General features: G+C 59.1%; 9 protein-coding genes and 2 pseudogenes. 5 read left to right on the top strand and 6 right to left on the bottom strand.

Features of this window, described 5'->3' with window-relative positions; genetic code table 11:
* Positions 1-136: 136 nt before the first annotated feature.
* Complete coding sequence (locus E4K65_RS34985; RefSeq protein ID WP_235884872.1) at positions 137-319, bottom strand: hypothetical protein; 183 nt, start codon at positions 317-319, stop codon at positions 137-139.
* Positions 320-557: 238 nt separating this feature from the next.
* A complete protein-coding gene (gene trpD, locus E4K65_RS34980) occupies positions 558-1,571 on the bottom strand; it encodes an anthranilate phosphoribosyltransferase (protein ID WP_135178000.1) in 1,014 nt (337 codons plus the stop codon).
* Positions 1,572-4,028: 2,457 nt separating this feature from the next.
* Here trpD and E4K65_RS34965 point away from each other — a divergent pair.
* From E4K65_RS34965 to E4K65_RS34950, 4 genes are all read left to right on the top strand, one after another.
* Positions 4,029-4,235, top strand: a complete 207-nt coding sequence (locus tag E4K65_RS34965; RefSeq protein ID WP_209312117.1) for a hypothetical protein — start codon at positions 4,029-4,031, stop codon at positions 4,233-4,235.
* A gap of 1,968 nt (positions 4,236-6,203) precedes the next feature.
* Positions 6,204-6,623 carry a DUF7694 domain-containing protein gene (locus E4K65_RS50075; protein WP_135177998.1) on the top strand — a complete coding sequence of 140 codons (420 nt, stop codon included), beginning with the start codon at positions 6,204-6,206 and terminating at the stop codon, positions 6,621-6,623.
* A gap of 666 nt (positions 6,624-7,289) precedes the next feature.
* A complete protein-coding gene (locus E4K65_RS34955; protein WP_135177997.1) occupies positions 7,290-8,123 on the top strand; it encodes a YopT-type cysteine protease domain-containing protein in 834 nt (277 codons plus the stop codon).
* A gap of 2,210 nt (positions 8,124-10,333) precedes the next feature.
* Positions 10,334-13,231 carry a Ulp1 family isopeptidase gene (locus tag E4K65_RS34950; RefSeq protein ID WP_235885843.1) on the top strand — a complete coding sequence of 966 codons (2,898 nt, stop codon included), beginning with the start codon at positions 10,334-10,336 and terminating at the stop codon, positions 13,229-13,231.
* Positions 13,232-13,452: 221 nt separating this feature from the next.
* On the opposite strand, the pseudogene E4K65_RS34945 reads toward E4K65_RS34950, so the two are convergent.
* Positions 13,453-13,672, bottom strand: a pseudogene (locus E4K65_RS34945) (transposase domain-containing protein); the annotation flags it as partial.
* A gap of 250 nt (positions 13,673-13,922) precedes the next feature.
* On the opposite strand from E4K65_RS34945, the gene E4K65_RS34940 reads away from it, so the two are divergent.
* Complete coding sequence (locus tag E4K65_RS34940) at positions 13,923-15,110, top strand: IS110 family RNA-guided transposase (RefSeq protein WP_135178037.1); 1,188 nt, start codon at positions 13,923-13,925, stop codon at positions 15,108-15,110.
* A 15-nt stretch (positions 15,111-15,125) separates the two neighbouring features.
* Here E4K65_RS34940 and E4K65_RS50070 read toward each other — a convergent pair.
* The 3 genes and pseudogenes from E4K65_RS50070 to E4K65_RS50230 form a co-directional block, all read right to left on the bottom strand.
* A pseudogene (locus E4K65_RS50070) lies at positions 15,126-15,343 on the bottom strand (IS66 family transposase); the annotation flags it as partial.
* Positions 15,344-15,483: 140 nt separating this feature from the next.
* Positions 15,484-17,028, bottom strand: a complete 1,545-nt coding sequence (locus tag E4K65_RS34935) for an acyl-CoA dehydrogenase family protein (RefSeq protein ID WP_167771402.1) — start codon at positions 17,026-17,028, stop codon at positions 15,484-15,486.
* Between the two features lie 280 nt (positions 17,029-17,308).
* The gene (locus E4K65_RS50230) at positions 17,309-17,611 is read right to left on the bottom strand and encodes a hypothetical protein (protein ID WP_488226131.1); all 303 of its coding nucleotides are present in this window, start codon (positions 17,609-17,611) and stop codon (positions 17,309-17,311) included.
* Between the last annotated feature and the right edge of the window lie 403 nt (positions 17,612-18,014).

Below are 18,014 nucleotides of genomic sequence, written 5' to 3'. Positions count from 1 at the left end.
TGCACAGGGAATCGTGGTCGCGATCCAACCAGCTGGGCCGGAATCTCGCTGAGCCCCCTTCGGACGGGATGACGCCGATTGCGGTAACGGCGCCTGCCTGCCAGAGTGTCTCCGCATGTAGACGGCATCGGCGCACCTAATGTACTTTTAGGAGAACACGTTTTTTTGCCGCGAGAAGATGCTCATCGAGCGTCGCGTGCAGCGCACCCCGCAACTCCGGTGGGATCGAGCTATCTGTATCGATCAATTCCCGAAACTTCCGTATGATGTGTTCTATCGCAGCAATAGATCCGAGTGTTTCAATCTTCTGCCGGGACATCATCATCTCCTTTGGCGCGCAGCGCGTTTCATCGCGGGTCCTCACTTCGGCAACGCGGGCTGCAACAGGGTTTCATCGTTGAGGTTGGCTCTCGCGCCCGTGCTCGGCGCGAATTGCTTTCGACCGAGCGCAGGCGGCGCAGGCTCCGCAGAAGTGACGTGCATTGGTGGCTCCAATATTTTCGCGCTCGTGAGCAGCAGACCTGGTCGCAATACTGGAACATCGGCTGGCTCGGCTGTCAGGCGTTCGAAACCGTGATCAGGCGCTTCAGTCGAGCGGCTGCGGCGCCGCGATCAAGTGATTCTTGTCCAAGTGCTACGCCTTCCTGCAGTGTCGAGGCCCGCCCAGCCACGACCAACGCCGCCGCCGCGTTCAAAAGCGCGGCGTCGCGAAATGGACCTGGTACGCCATTGAGCACATTTTGCAGCGCAACGGCATTAGTCTCCGCATCGCTGCTTTCCAGCGCGTCGTTGCGGCAGCGGGGGAGCCCGGCTTGTTCCGGCGTCACTTCGAAGGTGCGGACTATACCCGCCTCAAGCGCAGCAACAAACGTTGGGCCGGTGAGGGTTATTTCGTCGAACCCGTCCGAGCCATGAACAACCCATACCGACTCGGCACCAAGGTTCTTCAAGACGTATGCCAGAGGCTGCAACCATTCGGGAGACAGTACCCCAACGATCTGCCGCTTGACCCCGGCCGGATTGCACAGAGCCTCGATCAGATCAAAGGTCGTATGGGTTCCAACTGCGGTCCGGATCTGCCCGATGCGCTGCATCGCCGGATAATGGGCTGACGCAAACATGAAGCCGATGTTGGCTTCCTGCACGCAACGTGCGATCGCGTCAGGCTTGAGATCAACCTTTACACCGAGGCGCGCCAACACGACTGCGGCGCTTGAACCCGAAGACGCAGCGCGGTTGGCATGCTTGGCCACGGGAATGCCGGCCCCGGCGACGATGAAGGAAGCACACGTCGACACGTTGACCGAATGCATAGGGGTCTTGCTAGTGCCAGCGAGGCCGACGGGGTTGCATGTCGCCTCGACTCGCGGCATTCTATTCCGCATCGCCAAGGCGGCGCCAGTGACCTCTTCGACCGTCTCGCCCCGGACCCGCATCCCCATCAACAAGGCGCCGATTTGCGAGGGAGTTGCGTAACCCGACATCATGCTGTCGAAGGCTGACGCAGTTTCCTCACGCGTCAGAGTGGCGCCAGTGGCAACTTTGCCGATGATCGATCTAAGCACTTCCATCGAACTTTACACGTTCCCTGTCCAAGCCTCGGGCTCTTCCGCAAGACATCGTTGAAGAGACCCGGCGCCGATTGCCTTGATGCAGTGGCCCGCCCCACGTGACATGGCCTCATTGACGCTTGAGGCGGCCGTCGGTTGAGGTGGGCACACTTGGCGAGGCTACAACCTGACGCTACGTGAGGGTCAAGCTCTCCATTTCGGTGGTGCCGTCGAGAGGAGATCGTCGGTCAGTTAGAACACTGCAGTTGTTTGCCGCAGGACCGATGACGCTGTCTCGTGCCCGCAGTGGCCTCTTTACCGCGGTGTTCCGGCCGGATCACCGCATCCTTCAAAGCCTTTAGCCTTCCGTCGCCGGCCGCGGTGGTGAACCGTTGAAGCGGCTTCCTCTACCTGCTTCGAGGCTATCCGTGCTGGGTAGGTCGAGCCCGATCTTAGCTGGCTCTACACAATAACCCCACCTGGTTGTAAATGAAGGTGGCCGTTCCAGAGCGATGGACGCGTCCCGTTGATCCGCCCGCGTGGGGCCCGGTCATGTTCGGTCCTGCCTTACAGCAGAATACGCCGTGCTGTGGCCCGTCGAGGCGATCGGTTTTCAGAGCAGCCTCTGCGGTGGCATGATGATTTTGGCGAGCATTGGATCGAACGCCGTGATGTGCCGGCCTTGCATGATGCCGCTGTCGATCCATAGGCCATCCGGAGACTCGAGACGAAGCACTTTGCCGGTGGTCGGGACAAATCCGCGTATCGGAGCCGCCGCGCAGGGGGTGAGCTCGATTGCATGCCCAGTTGAAACAATGTCGGGCTGCGAAAGTGCAGGTCCTGGATGAACATCTGCAAACGGGCTGCACCGAACATTCGCGCTCGAAGAGCGGGCCCCGCATCAACCTCATGGTAGGATTGCAGAGCGAATTTCAAGCTTGTGCAGCGTTTTGATAACGTACGCCGCACCCCTATTGGCAATCGGAACGTATCGAAGGGCAATTTCTGCATTCGCCTATCTCGACAAGCGCGACTGAACCAGAGCGTTGGTCAATTATAGGCGGCCATGCGCGTCACCTGACCGCGGGTGTCCTGCAGGTCACGCTGCGATCGCTTCCGCGGATAGGCGAACGAACAGGCCGCCACATTCACTTCGAGTCGCTGCTTTTCTTGCCAGTGTCTCGCACGGAGATCACGTAGCGGCATCGCTGACTGAGACTCGCTTGCTTGGATCTGAGGCAGGCAGTGATAGCGGTGCGATCTGGTATGTGGCTGCTACAAAGGCGGAACACGTCCTCCATGCACGCCTCTTTCTCTTCTGCGGTCGGCGTTTCCTCGCCCGCGTTGACCGGCCCTGAGATTACCGCTGTCATTGCGATGACAAGAGCAATGGCGCAGCGGGAGATTGTGAGGCGCGAAGCCAAATGACTTCGTTGATTTTGAGTCATGATATCCATTCAAGTCCGGTTGGCTGCGTTATTGTTCTTCCTGCGCGAAGCGCAACGTGACCTGTCCGCAGGAACAGGCCGGAACTGCTTAAGGAAGGTGCCGGCATGCTCGTTCTTCCGCTTTTGCGGTCCGTGCGGTGCTGGTCATCCCGTCCGGCACGACAGAAGCGACACCTGCCTAGTGGCGGAGCACCACGAAGAGTGGAAGCACTGGCGGCTGAGCTGGCCCAGCAAGTGATCATTCTGGAGCTTCCAGTGGTTCGGTACATGCCTGGATGTCGCGAGGCACTGTTTGGGCCTGACATGTGCTTAGGTACTCTGGCTCAGCCTACCGCCAACCGACGCCGTAGCCAGCGCGACGCCGGGGTGAAGGGCATGCCCCTATCGCGACGCAGGGAGAGGGCAGGCAAAAGCGCAGGTGCGCCCAAGCTACTGTTGATGATGCATTCGATCGTTAGCGAACCATGATGGCGCGCGACGAGACTACGTTTGCTGTAGTCGCGCCTGTGTTCAGCGATATGTGAAGACGCTGGGTGAGGTTATCTGGGATGGAGTCTCCGTCTGGCGTTCCGCTGGGGTGGAGCGCCTGCCGTGTAGAGCTCGAAACGCGCGATTTCGTCCAGTCGCGACACGAGCAGCTCCGACGCAGCGCGGACAAGGATGCTCGTTGAGGATCTTAGCGTCCTGATCGAGTCGCGCCAGGTGAGTTTAGATATCTGAAACATTCGCAATTCTCTTGACGTGTCTGGAACGGCCCGGATTGTCGGAGGTGGTTGCGGCTTGTCGAGGATCGTACAATCTAACGCTACGTGCGATTCAAGCCCCTTCGTGCGTCTGATCGTCTGAGGATGTCGGGGCTGTGCGTTCTTCGTACGAGCCTCGGCCGCAACGCGCACAGTGGTGTTTCAGAATAGCGGCTGTGCATGGCGACTGCCCGCCTCGGCACCCGAGGCTCCAAGCGTCGCTGTTACGTGATTATACGGAGCGCCGGTGTCGCATTTCTTTGATCTGCGAATTGCATGCTCTCGGCATGAATCCGAAGAGTAAACTCTACCAACCCGAGCACTGGCGAGGCCGTGCGGAAGCAACGCGAAAGAAAGCGGAGGCGCTCGCCGACGGGAAAGCTAAAGACAGGCTGCTCAAAATTGCCGTGGAATACGACAAGCTGGCTCGGCGCGCCCACGTGTGGCAGATGCACAAAGACGAGGACGATCCGTGGCATGAGGAAGAGCTGTAAAGCGTCCCCACAGATCATCAAAAGACGCCAGCCTGTTGGTCGCTACCGGACCCAATGGCCACGCAAATGTCGCTCAGCAAGCAAGTCAGTGCCTGGAAGGGACGTTGAGGGGCACCGTAGGGCGGGCATCCTGACGGTCTTGTGCCGCGCTCCGGATCGCGACATATATGGCGGAGCAGTCCGCCTGCCCAACGCTCCTTCAGGCCGACTTGCTTCGTCAGCTTCTCGAAAGCTAATCCTCATAAGAAAATGCGCAGCCTAGACCTCAATTTGCGGTCAATGCGTCGCAGTAAACGCGGACGCCGCGATGCCATCAGCGCCGGAACGTTCAGCTGTTACAGGTCAGTGCGTGGAACTTCGTCGAGGCTGCAATGGCATATCAGTTTCGCCAATTCGAGGTATCTGCGTTATGCCTCAAGATTTCCTTTGCGTTCGCCCGAGGGGCGGATTTCCAGGTAGTCCCGCGAAGTTTGCGCCGGAACCAAGTGTGAAAGGGGGCACGTCCGATTGATGGTGCGTGCGCATTCGGTGCGGTCGCGGCATGCGAAGGCGTCGCAAAGCCCTAGCGCCTCTGCCATCCGCGAGATGATTTCAGAAGAACGTTGCGATGATCCAGCAGAGTCCGGCCCAAAGCAGCGCATTTATGAGGAGTGCGGCCAGCGGCCAAAGGTTCCACCCCCTTTGCTGCCGGGAGCGACAAACGGCGCCGTAATGCTTGGTCGGCGGGTGCTTTGGTGCGCGCCAATGCGTCATTTCATCAGACGTCGCCCTGATCGACCGAAAAATGCCGGACTTTGCATGCCTCGTACCACTCATAAGTTCGCAGTCCTCTTGCATAAGGAGAGCATCGGAAGGTTGCCTGTTGCGCGGCGAGCCTCCGTCCGATGGTAGGCTCGTGTATGGCAGTTAGGGTCGCTTTCCGTCACCGCAGCAATCTACATGCCATGACGCAGAAGTATCAGCACCGCTTTGATGCCAACAAAAGCGCGCATGTCGGACGTTGTCGACACAGAGCCGCTGCCAGAGGTCGGATTCGCGACGTCCATGTCCGAAAAACAACACTCGCATTAGCAACAGAAGGCTGAGCGGTATCGCGAGCGCTATACCGTGAGAAATGAGTGCGGACTTGCATCGTAGTGTCCCGTGAAGATCGGCCGACGGTCGCCCTGATTGAGATCCACTAATCGTTGTTTCTGACCGTTAGCTTACAAGGAGAGGGCCGAGGTGGCGGGCGATCCGTTGGATGTCATCGGTTCGACGTCAGTTCATACCAGGCGTCCACGGCTCTCGGTGCAGGCCGGTTCGACGCACCCCCGTACATTTCAATCGTGTTCACATAGATGGGCGCATTGTCACTGTTCAGTCTCGACGAGAAAGCCGTGAATGATCAGGCACGATCTCACCAAGCAGTAATATCGTCGGTTCAGCGGGAGCCATCACTAGCTTTGCGAGTCATCATGGAATCTAGATTTCAAAGCCCACTATAGAGAGAATGCCATGATGACGACCAATTCATTGAAGAGGAGGTGCCGCCAGTGTCTGCTCAAGCGCCATGACGTGAATGCGCGATAACGCTTGCTGAAGCGCGGGAGAGCGATGGCAGACATAAGTGTCGCTGATGCGCGCTCTATTCGGCGATGTGCGACCAATACTGGCTGGCATCGATGAGTAGGATGCCTTCGCATGAGGGCGGCTCGATGACAGAGTTGTATTATGAGCGGGAAGGTGCGGTCGGCGGACTGATTCGCCATCGCTCAGATCGTGCTACCGCTCGTACTCACGTAATCAGTGGCCGCTGAGAGCGTTCGGTCCACGATGCGATCGTTAGAAGACTATAGCAGGAGAACGAGTGATGATGGACATCTGCGGCTTTCTCAGATGGTGCTCTGAAGAGCGGCATAGTAGCGCTTTGCGAGACAACGTGCTCTGCGTCGGTTTCAAGGACCTCCGAAAGGCAAAGGGGCGGGCGTGCGAGCGCAGTTGATAGAGAAGCTGGAGGCCGGCCGCGTGCAGCACGGCCGGTTCGCTACGGTTCCGGGATCAGGCCCTTGCGGCGTTTTCCTTGTGCAGGGGCCTTGCGGGTGTGAGCTAAAGATAAGTGGATTCGTTCGTCCTGGCTGGGAGCATGTTGCGGTCTCGACGCCGCGGCGCTGTCCGAATTGGGAAGAGATGTGCTTTGTAAAAGACCTGTTCTGGGATGAAGAGGAGTGCGTCATGCAACTGCATCCGCCATATTCGCAGTATGTGAATAACAGCCGATATTGCCTTCACCTGTGGAGACCCACGCATCGGGACATTCCGATGCCGCCGCCGAGCTTTGTAGGCATCGTTGGACTAGGGCCCTCAGACGCAGCAATGTTGTTCGCGCGGATGAGCGCTGCACCATGATGAGCTGATTAGGAACCCAAGCGGAAGGTGACGCCGAGCGGCTGCAGAAGCACCGATTCGGCGCCGCCGACCTGAGGCGTCAAAAGCGTGTGTATGTCAGGATCAACTGGTCGTAGCCGTGCGCGGGGCTGGGCCGAATTAGCTACTATCGAGTAGAAGAATCTAATAGTGCACTGGTCCCGGTAAAGATCGCGGAGCCATGCTGAACGCAGTTCGGCGGCAACAACAGCATCTCGCCGGGCCGACGATCCTCACTAGGCATCACTGGGCGATCCGACGATGCGAATTGCGCACTCTTTGCAGCGAGAAGTGTGTGCCGACCGGCGGCGTAACGCGATGGTTGTGAGATCGAGTTCAAGGCGACGGTCGAATTCAGTTTGACGAAGGCGCTCTTGCCGCATCACCCTGACCGCATCCGGAATTGCAGAAGGTCGGGCCTGCCGTCGCTGTGCGACAGTCATCAGCTCGTCGGCCACAATCTCGCATCTGCAGCGGGGCCCGTGAGCAGAGACCGTCGAGACACCAATTAGGCGCGGGGCGGTAGCTTCGCTAAGTTATCTGGTTGTCAGCTCGTCGTCAGCTTGCCGCGAGATCATTTGCAAGCAGAGTGCAAGCAGCCCGCGCTCGTTCTGAGGAAACGTAGGCTGAAGAAGCAGGCGAGGCGGTATGTATAATCGAGTTAGTGACCGATCCACACGCCCTAATCAAGCTGACGAACCGAGTGGGGCGGCGGACAGCTACGAATTTGCTCAAGCATTGACGAATCTGGCTCAACGGGAGAGCCCGCCATCTGGGGAATTGTCCGACAAAATGGGGCTCTGCTGCAGCAAGCCACAGACCTCAGATGCAGTCATTTATAGTCCAAGCACCTCGGAGCCCAGCACATCTTCTCTGTCCTCCAGCTCAAATCCATCCTCTCCCGCGAGGCCTATTCGTCCTCTGTTCGAATACAGGGCTGCTGAATTGTCCGAGGCCAATGTCGACGGAATCTGCGTTGGATTGGCAGCGGAGTGGCTCCTCAATCTCCCGAGCAGCCCATCATCCCGGATGACGGCGCTGCGCCCAGGAACTCAAAATCACAGCTCAGCGGCAATCCGGCAGCAGCGATATGAAGACCTCAAGAGTCTGTTGCGAAGGAATAGGGCGGAAGGGTCCCACAACCTTCAGGCAAAAAGGACGATGTTACGCGAAGCCGGCCTAGAGCCGTTCGCCCAAGAGACGCGATATAGGTTTGGTACATCTTCGCGCATTGACCAAATCGTGAATGAGGTCGCCGACGATGGGTCGATCTACTTGATCAGCTTGCGTTTCGCCGCAGGTGGCGCCCACACAATCGCAACGTCGACATCGAATGGAATGACGACCCTCTTTGATCCCAACTATGGGGAATTTATTGTTCGCTCAGATCAGATGGGTGAGTTGTTCAAAAGTCTCGCCGACCGCTACAGGAACCCGAACCGACATGATATATCGACTGTCGTCACACTAAGGATGACGTGAGTGTTTGGGAGGTTGCAACATACTTGGCCGAGGCCAGCGAGTGGATCCTTTCGCGATCGATGCCGGACATCCGCCTCGCGTCCGGCAGTGCAACTACGGCAGGGAACATGGATTGTGGCGTCCTGAACGCGCGCCCGACGTGAAGCAGAGCTCACAGCGCCCCTTCGGACGTTGGAGGGCCATGCTCGGCCGAGGCTCTTTGGAAGTAATGCAGCAAGGGGAAAATGCTCAGAGAGAGGCTGGTCGGTCACTCAGATTGATGAGCTCGTGCCCTGGCGCGTCAAAGCCTGAATGGGCTGCGCTTGCACTCATGCGGGACCGGCGGCCCGTTAGATTTTCCTGAAAGTTGGCTAAGCTCCCCGCGTGGGTTTCGACGCCTTTAGCTCTTGCGCTCAGGGCTAAGGGCGGGCATCACGCATCCAAAACAATCGGCACTAGTTTTATTTTCGTCTGCTTTAGAATCGTCACCGGCCGCTTCTCCACTGACCTCGCCAGCCAAACAGCTGCTGTCAACGACAATGCGTGCCGTCGCACCATCGCACGACCGAGTCGACGCTCGCCACGAGCTCGGCAACAATCCGTGCTTGTCCTCGTCATTGCGCTTTCGCTGAGGTCCGGCTCTGGTTGAAGATCTCAACACCGGAACCGAAACTGATAGCACTATGCACTGTGTTCGTTCCAAGCCTAACGGTCAAACTTTTGGGCGAGCCGACTACAAGGTCCTTCAACAATTTTCGAATTTACGGCCTGGATTCCCTCTCCGCGGAGGCTGGCTATTAGTTCTGGAAGATCCGAAGGCTTACATATGATCCCAGTGTCACACCGGAAGCAGCGCGGGCGCGACTCGGCGCTGGTCAGGACGGTGAATCAGACGCTGTCGCTGCCACGCCCGCACTGGTTGAAGTTAGCAGAAACGTGACTCGGCGCCCAAAAGCCCCACGCATACACGGGGTAAGCGCTGTCCCTACCACGCGCCGCTAACTTCGACGTCACTGTAGAATGACAAGCTTTCCGAAAGCTGACGAACCCGACGCGATTCATAAAAACGAAAGCGGCCGGTGTGGGTCGATGCCCTCCTGACTGGAAGCCACCGATCTGTCCAGCGGGCGTCCGACCGAAGAGTATGGTCAAGCATGGACATAAGCCGATCTCTTCAAAGAGGTCGTGAAACTCGCATATGCCATGTGCCGCGAGAAGGTGTCAGCAGAAGCCTATCGATATTTGCAAGGCCCGGCTCTGCGACATCATTCACGAAAGACGATCCTTTACCTCCGCGACGTCGATGACAGCCGGGCACATCCGATCAAGCTCGAAAGTGATCGGACACCAGGCCAACGAACGGCCTTTCACGGTTGCCCGATGCCCTCGGTCGCGTCCTCCGGAAGATGTCGGCGGTGTGTCGGGCGATGTCGAATACCCCGATGTCACAGGGTGAGCCGTCTTTTCCCGAACACGAACATGTGCGCCCGTGCGGCCCATAGATGTGATCGCCACTTCATTGGCGGACAGTGATGCCGGTCTCTTCGCATTGTCCGGAAAGTGGAAGGCGCGTCAGCGCATCGCGCGGGCTAATATAGCGGTGAAGCGCCAGTCAAAACGGGATCCGATCTACGCTTACTGTTTCACGAACTCCTCGTTTGTCGATATTGTGGCCGGAAGCCCACGGTAGTCTCTCCTGAATCAGCTGCCGCGAGTCGAGCAAGCCGCTCGCGAAGCGTGCCCTCCAGAGCGCCGTAGCGAGCGAACAGCTTGCGGTGTTCGACGAAATAACCAGTCGAGATTAGATCCTAAAACATGAAGCTCGGACCGCTAGTTTGATCTCTGCGGTGCTTATGAGCCGTCGAGCGGCCTTTGATCGCCAATACTTCAGAAATCACTGCAGCGTACGTCGCTGATGGCCGCTCAGCCGACCGCGCGCAGACGCTTCCAGCCGGGAGAGAAGATCGACCGCGGACAAGTGCGGGGCCGCCGGTATGCCGTTTCAAGCAAAGCAATGACAAGTCGTCGGCTCCCATGCCGCCGGAAAGCTTCATCGGCCGAGAGCAAGGCGGGCCCTGAAACCCATGAAGCCCCGCGACGATTGAGAGCCGCCGGGCAGTCGTTTTGCCGATGTGGCGATGCATTGCTTCGCGAGCGACGGCCTCGTCAGCTTCTGGAAAGCCTATCCATAATAGGATCAGCTCAATTGATTTCTTGGACGTGAGGCTATCGTGGACCCGTACAATTTCGATCCATCCAATGTAACAGCTTGGTCCCGGGTGCAGCACGCGGTCTTGGAAGAGCCCCAGGGGGGGCATGCCGGGCAAGAGGGCTTTGAGCAGCACTTGGCGGAGGCGCGCCCACCGGATCCGGGTCCTGTCTCCGGTGGCGGCCGCAACTACCATCCCCATCTCTCTGCAGAAGATCGGGACATTATCGATAAGGCGATTGCCCAATATGCGGCTCAGAAAAACCCAAAACCGAAGACGGTTAAGCGCTATACTCAGGCGCTTCGCCGACTTGGAAATCATCTTGGCGCTCATCGCCAAAAGATTGATCTGGGGGACCACGAGTCCCTGGTCCGTCACGTCAAGACTTACTTCCCTAACGACGAAGACATAAAGAAAGGGTTGAGTGTTCTTCGTGCGTATCATGACCCGAGCTATGTAGCTTCTGGCGGGCGGCCGCGCACAATCCCCTCAGCGGACGACGCGCCCCTCTCAGACCGGCTTAATGCCAGTGGCATGACGTCGGGTAGCGCTGCTCGTCATGATCGTAGTCTTCGCAGATTTTCTAACGCGCTTAATCTTGCGGGCCACTCGATATCCGGGCTAGACCACGCTGCGCGCATTGAATTCGCTCAGAAGTTGTTCCCGAAGGACGAGCATCTATTGTTCGCGTTAAACAAGGTTGGCGATGCCGAGCACGTTTCCAGAGCGGGTGCGTCTCGGAAGCCCAGCGGTCATGCTGTCCCGTCGCGCACATTGCATCTTCATCCCGATGACGCCCGCATCATTGACGGCCTGGAAAAGGCAGAGCTGAGCATGCTCAAACCCGAGGAGACTAGCCGGAGAGAAGTTGTTCAAAATCTAGCCCGCAACCAACGAAGATTCGGTGCTTGGCTCCAAAGGAATGGGCGAGGGAGCATAGTGAGCCGACTCACCGGCACCAGTGAGCAGCAAAAGTCGTTGAACGACGATCACACGGACTTTAAAAAAGCTAGTCGAAATGCTGACATGGGCTTCGATCGTCTTCGGAGCTACCTATGGCTCGTCGAGGCGAACGCTGCGCTGGGCGTCTCCTCCGAGCAGGCGGGTGGCGAGCCGCGGCGTGGCGAGTCGAACTCTACGTGGTCGCCGCACCTGCCGCACGATTTTGAGTGGCCGACGCCGGAAGCTGTGCCAGATGGGTCGTCGGCGATCTACCGAGGTCTCGACTCTTTCGTTGATCTGCCGTACATCTCGCAGGAGGTGAGAGACGATGCTCAGTCAGCGCCGGTGGGTAAGGCTGCCGTCAGGCCGCCGCTCTTCACCGGACCATCGGACGCGCCAGCTCAGTCGGCAGACACCTTCCGCGGTCTTCAGTCTTTCGTTGATCTGCCGTACACGCCACAGCAGATGCGAGACGATGCTCAGTCAGCGCCGGTGGGTGGGGCTGCCGCCAGACGGCCGCTCTTCACCGGACCATCGGACGCGCCAGCTCGGTCGGCAGACACCTTCCGCGGTCTTCAGTCCTTCGTTGATCTGCCGTACACGCCGCAGCAGATGCGAGACGATGCCCAGTCGGCGCCGGTGAGTGGGGCTGCCGCCAAATCGCCGCTCTTCACCGGACCATCGGACGCGGCAGCTCAGTCGGCAGACACCTTCCGCGGTCTTCAGTCCTTCGTTGATCTGCCGTACACGCCGCAGCAGATGCGAGACGATGCCCAGTCGGCGCCGGTGAGTGGGGCTGCCGCCAAATCGCCGCTCTTCACCGGACCATCGGACGCGGCAGCTCAGTCGGCAGAGACCTTCCGCGGTCTTCAGTCCTTCGTTGATCTGCCGTACACGCCGCAGCAGATGCGAGACGATGCTCAGTCGGCGCCGGTGAGTGGAGCTGCCGCCAAATCGCCGGTCTTCACTGAATTATCAGACGTGCCAGCTCAATCGTCAGACATCTACCGCGGTCTCAACTCTTTCGTTGATCTGCCATACGCACCGCAGCAGATGCGTGACGATGCTCAGTCAGCGCCGGTGCTCAGCCCTGCCGGTGAACCCACGTTCTTCGTCGGGCGGTCGGGCGTACTTCAAGAGCTTGAGGACATCGGAGACCGAGTCGACATGGATTGGCAGCATGGCTCCCAGCCGGTGCCAAATTTCTTACTCGATGTCCTGGATAACATCGGGGTCCTGCCGACCCAGTTCAGCGGCCCAACCGAGGTCTCCAAAGGTGAGTACTCGATCACATTGGGGCCGCGAGGACGCCGCGGTGCGCAATTCATCCATCATCCTCGCCCGTCTCCTGTCCCGGGTGCTCAGATCGGCTCCTCGGCTAGCGTTGCCTCTTCCGGTCACCGCAGCGGACCCGTGCTAGGCCCCACGCAGTGGCTGGGTGACGAGCATATCCAGCAGGACTATGAGCTCCTGGCGAATGAGTTGCAGCAGAACAATCCGGATCTCGCCGCCCGGACGCGGTTCGTGGATCCCCTGATTGCCCAAATGTTGCGATCCCCCTCCAAGGAGGTCGCCGAACGAGCATTAGGGTGGTTTCTCCATGATACAGCCGACTTCCTGTTCCTGCCGGTAAGCGATGCCAGCAATACGGATAGACATCGGCGCGGCAGTCACTGGTCGCTGCTGCTGGTTGATCGCCGCGATCGGGACCGGCCGGTCGCTTATCACTATGACTCCACGCAGGGATATAATGACAGGCCCGCAGCGGAGCTCGCACGACGGCTCGACGCTCACCTGCAACAGGCCCCGATAAGACAGCAGCAGAACGGTTATGACTGCGGCGTCTTTGTCGTGGACGGCACCCGGGAACTGGTTAGGCGATTGGCAGCAAGACGGCCGGACCTGAACCTCAATAATCTCGTCATCAGTCGGCAGGCACTGGGGGACCGACTAGGCGCTGGTGTCGGCTTCAACTGAACAGGGTGTGCGACCGAGTCAAATGCGCTTCTCGCCGATCGAAGATCCGCCATCGGTGTGTTCGCAGAGCATCATAGTGTCTCACCTGAGGAGCTGAGTGCGCATACGACGAAGGCCGGCTGATTGACGCATGTGCGCGGGCACAACGAGCTCTACGATCAGCTGTGTGAAGGTCAGGCGGCCTGCTGACCGGCGGGCTTATCGGCCTGGCGCAGGAGCTTCTATTCCCAGGACAGCAGTTCGTGCAGGCGTGTCGCGGGAAGGTCGGCGATCCGGACCAGGACCTCGGCGAGACAGGCCTTGGGTTCGACGTCGTTGAGGCGACAGGTCCTGATCATCGTCAGCATGATGGCGGCACGATCGGCCCCCCGCCGGCTACCGGCGAAGGTCCGGTTGCGCTCCCAACGCGATGCCTCTCAATGCGCGCTCAGCGCAATTGTTAAAGGGCATGATGTTTTCAGCGCTCAAACCCGGTGGAGAGGACTGGTCGTCCGGATTAGTCTGTCGAAGCCGGGATAGGGGCGCTGGAGCACGAAACGGTGGCAGGCCGCCATGACCATGAGCTGTGAGCTCGCTTTTACTTGGCCGCCCCCTACGACTTGCCCGGCTGCGCTGCGAGCGCGGATCCGTAGATGTCGTGCAAGCCACTGGCTCCTAAGACAAAGGAGAACCAAGCATGCAAATCGTTGGCATGGACATCCATCGATCGTTCGCCCAGGTGGCGATCCTGGAGGACGGAACAATAATCCGACAGCTCCGCGTAGATCTCATCCACGATCGGCTTGTCGCCTTCGCCAAGACACTCAGCCTCGAGGATGAGGTGGTCATCGAGGTGACGGGCAACAGCGCGGCGGTCGAACGTCTTCTGCGCCCGCACGTTAAGCGCGTGGCGGTCGCCAATCCGAGGCTCGTTCGGGCGATCGCCTATGCGCGAGTCAAAACGGACAAGGTCGATGCTGCGACCCTGGCAAAGTTGCATGCTGCCGGCTTCTTGCCGGAGGTCTGGGTTGCTGACGAGGGCACCTACAGCCGCCGGCGCCAGATGGCCGAGCGCGCTGGCGTCCTGGCGCAGATCATCCGGATTAAAGGACGCATGAAGGCTATCCTGCATGCCAACCTCATTCCGCCCTACAAGGGCTATCTCTTCGGCAAGCGCGGACAGCATTGGCTGGACAGTCTGCCTCTTCCACCGGAGGAGCGTGCAATGCTCCGGCGTCTGATCGCGGAACTCGAACGCGTGACGAAGCAACTGGCGGAGATCGACAAAGTCGTGGCCCAGCAGGCTCTGGACGATCCACGGGCTCTCAAGCTGATGACGATCCCCGGCGTGAGTTCGGTTGTCGCATCGAGTGTACTGGCCTCCATCGGCGACATCGCACGCTTCCCGTCGCCGGATAAGCTCAGCAGCTATTTCGGGTTGACTCCGCGGGTTCGGCAGTCAGGCGAGTACCCGGCACGGCATGGCCGGATCTCGAAGCAGGGCAACCGTGACGCCCGCAAGATGCTGGTTGAGGCGGCGTGGTCAGCCAAGACGGCGCCGGGTCCGTTGCGAGCATTCTTTAACCGCACGCAGAAAAAGCACGGGGCCGGGGTCGCAGCCGTCGCGACGGCGCGCAAGCTCGCAGTCATGATCTGGCACGTCCTGACGACCGGGAAGGACTACGCTTACGCGCGGCCAGCGTTCACCGCGATGAAACTTCGGAAGGTGGCTCTGAAGGCTGGGGCTCCCCGTGCCTACGGCAAGGCTGGCCCGGGCCGGGACTATTGGATCAAAGAAATCCGCGAACGGGAAGCTGGTTACGTCGCACGCGTCGAGCAGGCCTACGAACGCATGGTGGCTGCCTGGAAGGAAAAACCAAAAAAAGTTGCCACGAACTGAAGGTAAGGACTTCTCGCCATCGTCGAGGAAGCGGGCGAAGTCGTCCCAGCGCCTGAGCATGTTATTTCGTAGGCTTCAGGACCTCGGAGGAGGGCGAGAGGGTTTCGCGCCCCGCAACCACGTGCATGCGCTCAAGAAGCGGCTTGCTCTTTCCGTGGCGGACGGCCGGTCACGTCGGCGTCCCGGCCGTTGATGGTGCGCTGGATATCGAACGACGCATCGAGGTGTCTCACCGGAGCGCGATTAGGTTAGGCCCTCATAGCAGCCTGCCGGAATTAGACGTGGCAGTGCATCAGGGATGCTTCGCCTTTCCGCGGTTGCATCGTCGCGCGCGGGACCACCAGGTGGAAAGACGTCCGGCATCGGCCAGATGTCAGACATACTGCACCAATCTAAGGTAATCGTCCGTGAGGACAGGTGAGCGAATCGAACAGGCCGCGTCTTCAAGGAAGGTGGTGAGAGTCCGACTAGCCCAATTGCGGACTTCGACAGATTGCCGGGCCGGCGCGCGAGTACGGAGAGTTGCAAGTTCGGAACTGACGAGGTCAGCCGCCGCTGCGGCGCAATCTGAGGCAGAGAAGCAGCCAGCAGACATGACAGCTTTTGCCAGCCCCAATGTGGTGAGCCAACCCGCATAGATCAGCACGGCACCGTCTGTCTCATTGAGCCCAGAGAGCTCCTCAATTGCAGCACCATGGACTGATGCCGCTCCAACTGATCGAAAGAGATCGGCTATTTCGTCACGCGTGGCTTTAGAGAGGAGGCAGCGACCGAGATGCGATAGGAGCGCCTCAGTCGGACCTTCGAAGATGCGAAGGATGCGAGCGTCTCGATAGATTTTGGCTAAAGGCGCTCCCTCGTCGTAACCACGGCCACCTAACAGCTGGACGCATTGATCAGCGACAAGGCCGCACCACTCCGAGGACAAAACCTTCGTTGCCGACGCAAGGTGGACGTTTGGCGCGCCCTGCGCTGAAACAAGTTGGCATGATGCGGCCAGCATCGCCTTCACGACTTCCCGCCGCAGCACCATCTGTCCAAATAACTGCTCGATGTAGCTGTTCTCGATCATGCGCAGTTTACCGAGTCGGCGATGGCTTGCATAAGAGGCTGCGACCTGGATAGCGCGCTCAAGGGCTCCAAGACCCATAGCAGCCACACCGATACGGCCGCGGTTCATGCTAGATGAGGCAGCGCCCCAGCCGTCTTGATCGCGAGAGAGCACGTAAGAACGCGGCACCTCAACATCGTGGAACTCCAGGGTATTCTGAATGATGCCACGCAGACCCAGTGTGCGATGCTCGTGCGTGACCTTGAGGCCTGGAGCCTGCCTGTCAACGAGTACACCAACGAGCCGACCTTTCGCATCGGGTCCAGACGCGCGCGCAAAGCAAACGATCCAGCGAGCCCAGTCAGCGAGGCCGATCCAGATCTTGCGGCCAGAGATACGAACTTTATCTTCGCGCATGAGGGCCGAAGCCTCTATGTGCCTCGGGGCCGAGCCAGCTCCGGGCTCCGTCAAAGCGAAAGCGCAGAGATCGCCGCGTGTCGCACCCCAAATGATATGGTTTTGTTCCGGGATGTGCGGTGCCGCTTGGATGCAGGGCAAGGCCAGGAAGTTATGGATGACGAGGGTAGAGGCAGCGGAGACATCGAAGGATGCAGTGGCAGAGATGAGGTTGATGGCCTCCTCTAGGGGAAGAGCTAATCCGCCGTGCTCTCCTGGTGTGGTGAGCCCGAACAGTCCATGCCTTGCCAATATGCTGTGTAGGGTTGGAGGGAATGCTCGGCGGTCATCCGCGTCGGCGAAATTTAGCTGACTGAGGTCAGCGATCAAATTGGAGTATAGTGCAGCTGCACGGCGTTCGGCCGTGCGTTCCTGCGCCTCCCGGAATTGGGCATAAACCTGAGTATACATAGCCATAAGGCCCACAATGAACCCGGTCGCGCTTCATGCCAATTCATCCCCGCGGCTATCTCGGTTACACATTGGTATAGTGTGGATGTAAGCGCAGTATAAGCACGTTCTGCGGGACTTCGACTTATTGCGACCGCTGCGTGGACTCTCATCAAGATAAGTCTTGTCGGGCCTATCGGAGGCGCACGTTCGTTTCTTCCCATTGGCCAAAACTAGGTATGTTGCGCAACGATGAACCGCACACCGCAAGTTCGATGGTAGCGTCCACCCGCCGCATCATCTAGACCGCCTCTCTTGCAACTGCCCCGTAGGCAGCGGCGCTCCTTTGCCCTATCTGCGACGGCCCATCCATCTCATTGCCGAGGCACCACAGCTTGATCCCATGAGGCGCCCGCCAGCCGTGCTTGCGGCGAAGCTCCGACCACACAGCTTCTCCAGGATGGTTGCAGTGTTCGACCAAATTGCGAGCGGCATCGCCGCGGCGGGTCCCCAGATTGAGGGCAATCATCGACGCGACATCGGCGGCCCTGCGCCAGTCCATGAATTCATTGGTGCCGAAGCTGTCGGGTCGGTGCTCAACCAGCCAAGTCGAGGCGCGCCGGCCTCGTCTCTAGTGGTCCAACGCCATCCTCCCAATTGTAACCGTGCCGCCAGGATATCGAACGACGGGCGGGCCGAGCTCCTTCACCAGCGCCAGCACGTCCCTCCGAAAACCTCTTTCGTCTACGCTCCGATGGCCGGGCTCGTAGATGCTACCATAGATGCATCGGCCCCGATGTTCGACGAAAGACGAAAGCACCAAACAGACGAGAGTTCGTGTGACCAATGGTGAAGTCGCGATCGATCAGAACTGTGGCTTTCCTGATGTTCTTCTCGGCCGGCCTGCGGCTGATGACAGTTACGACGTGGCCTGCTGCTCTGCGAAAGGAATAAATGAAAATGCGTGCCGACACTGGAGAGAACTCCAAGAAGCCGATCCGCATCTA

This window comes from Bradyrhizobium niftali (assembly GCF_004571025.1).
Taxonomy (GTDB): Bacteria; Pseudomonadota; Alphaproteobacteria; order Rhizobiales; family Xanthobacteraceae; genus Bradyrhizobium; species Bradyrhizobium niftali.
The sequence above is the reverse complement of the archived record's forward strand: the minus strand, read 5'-3'. Positions and strand labels throughout refer to the sequence as shown.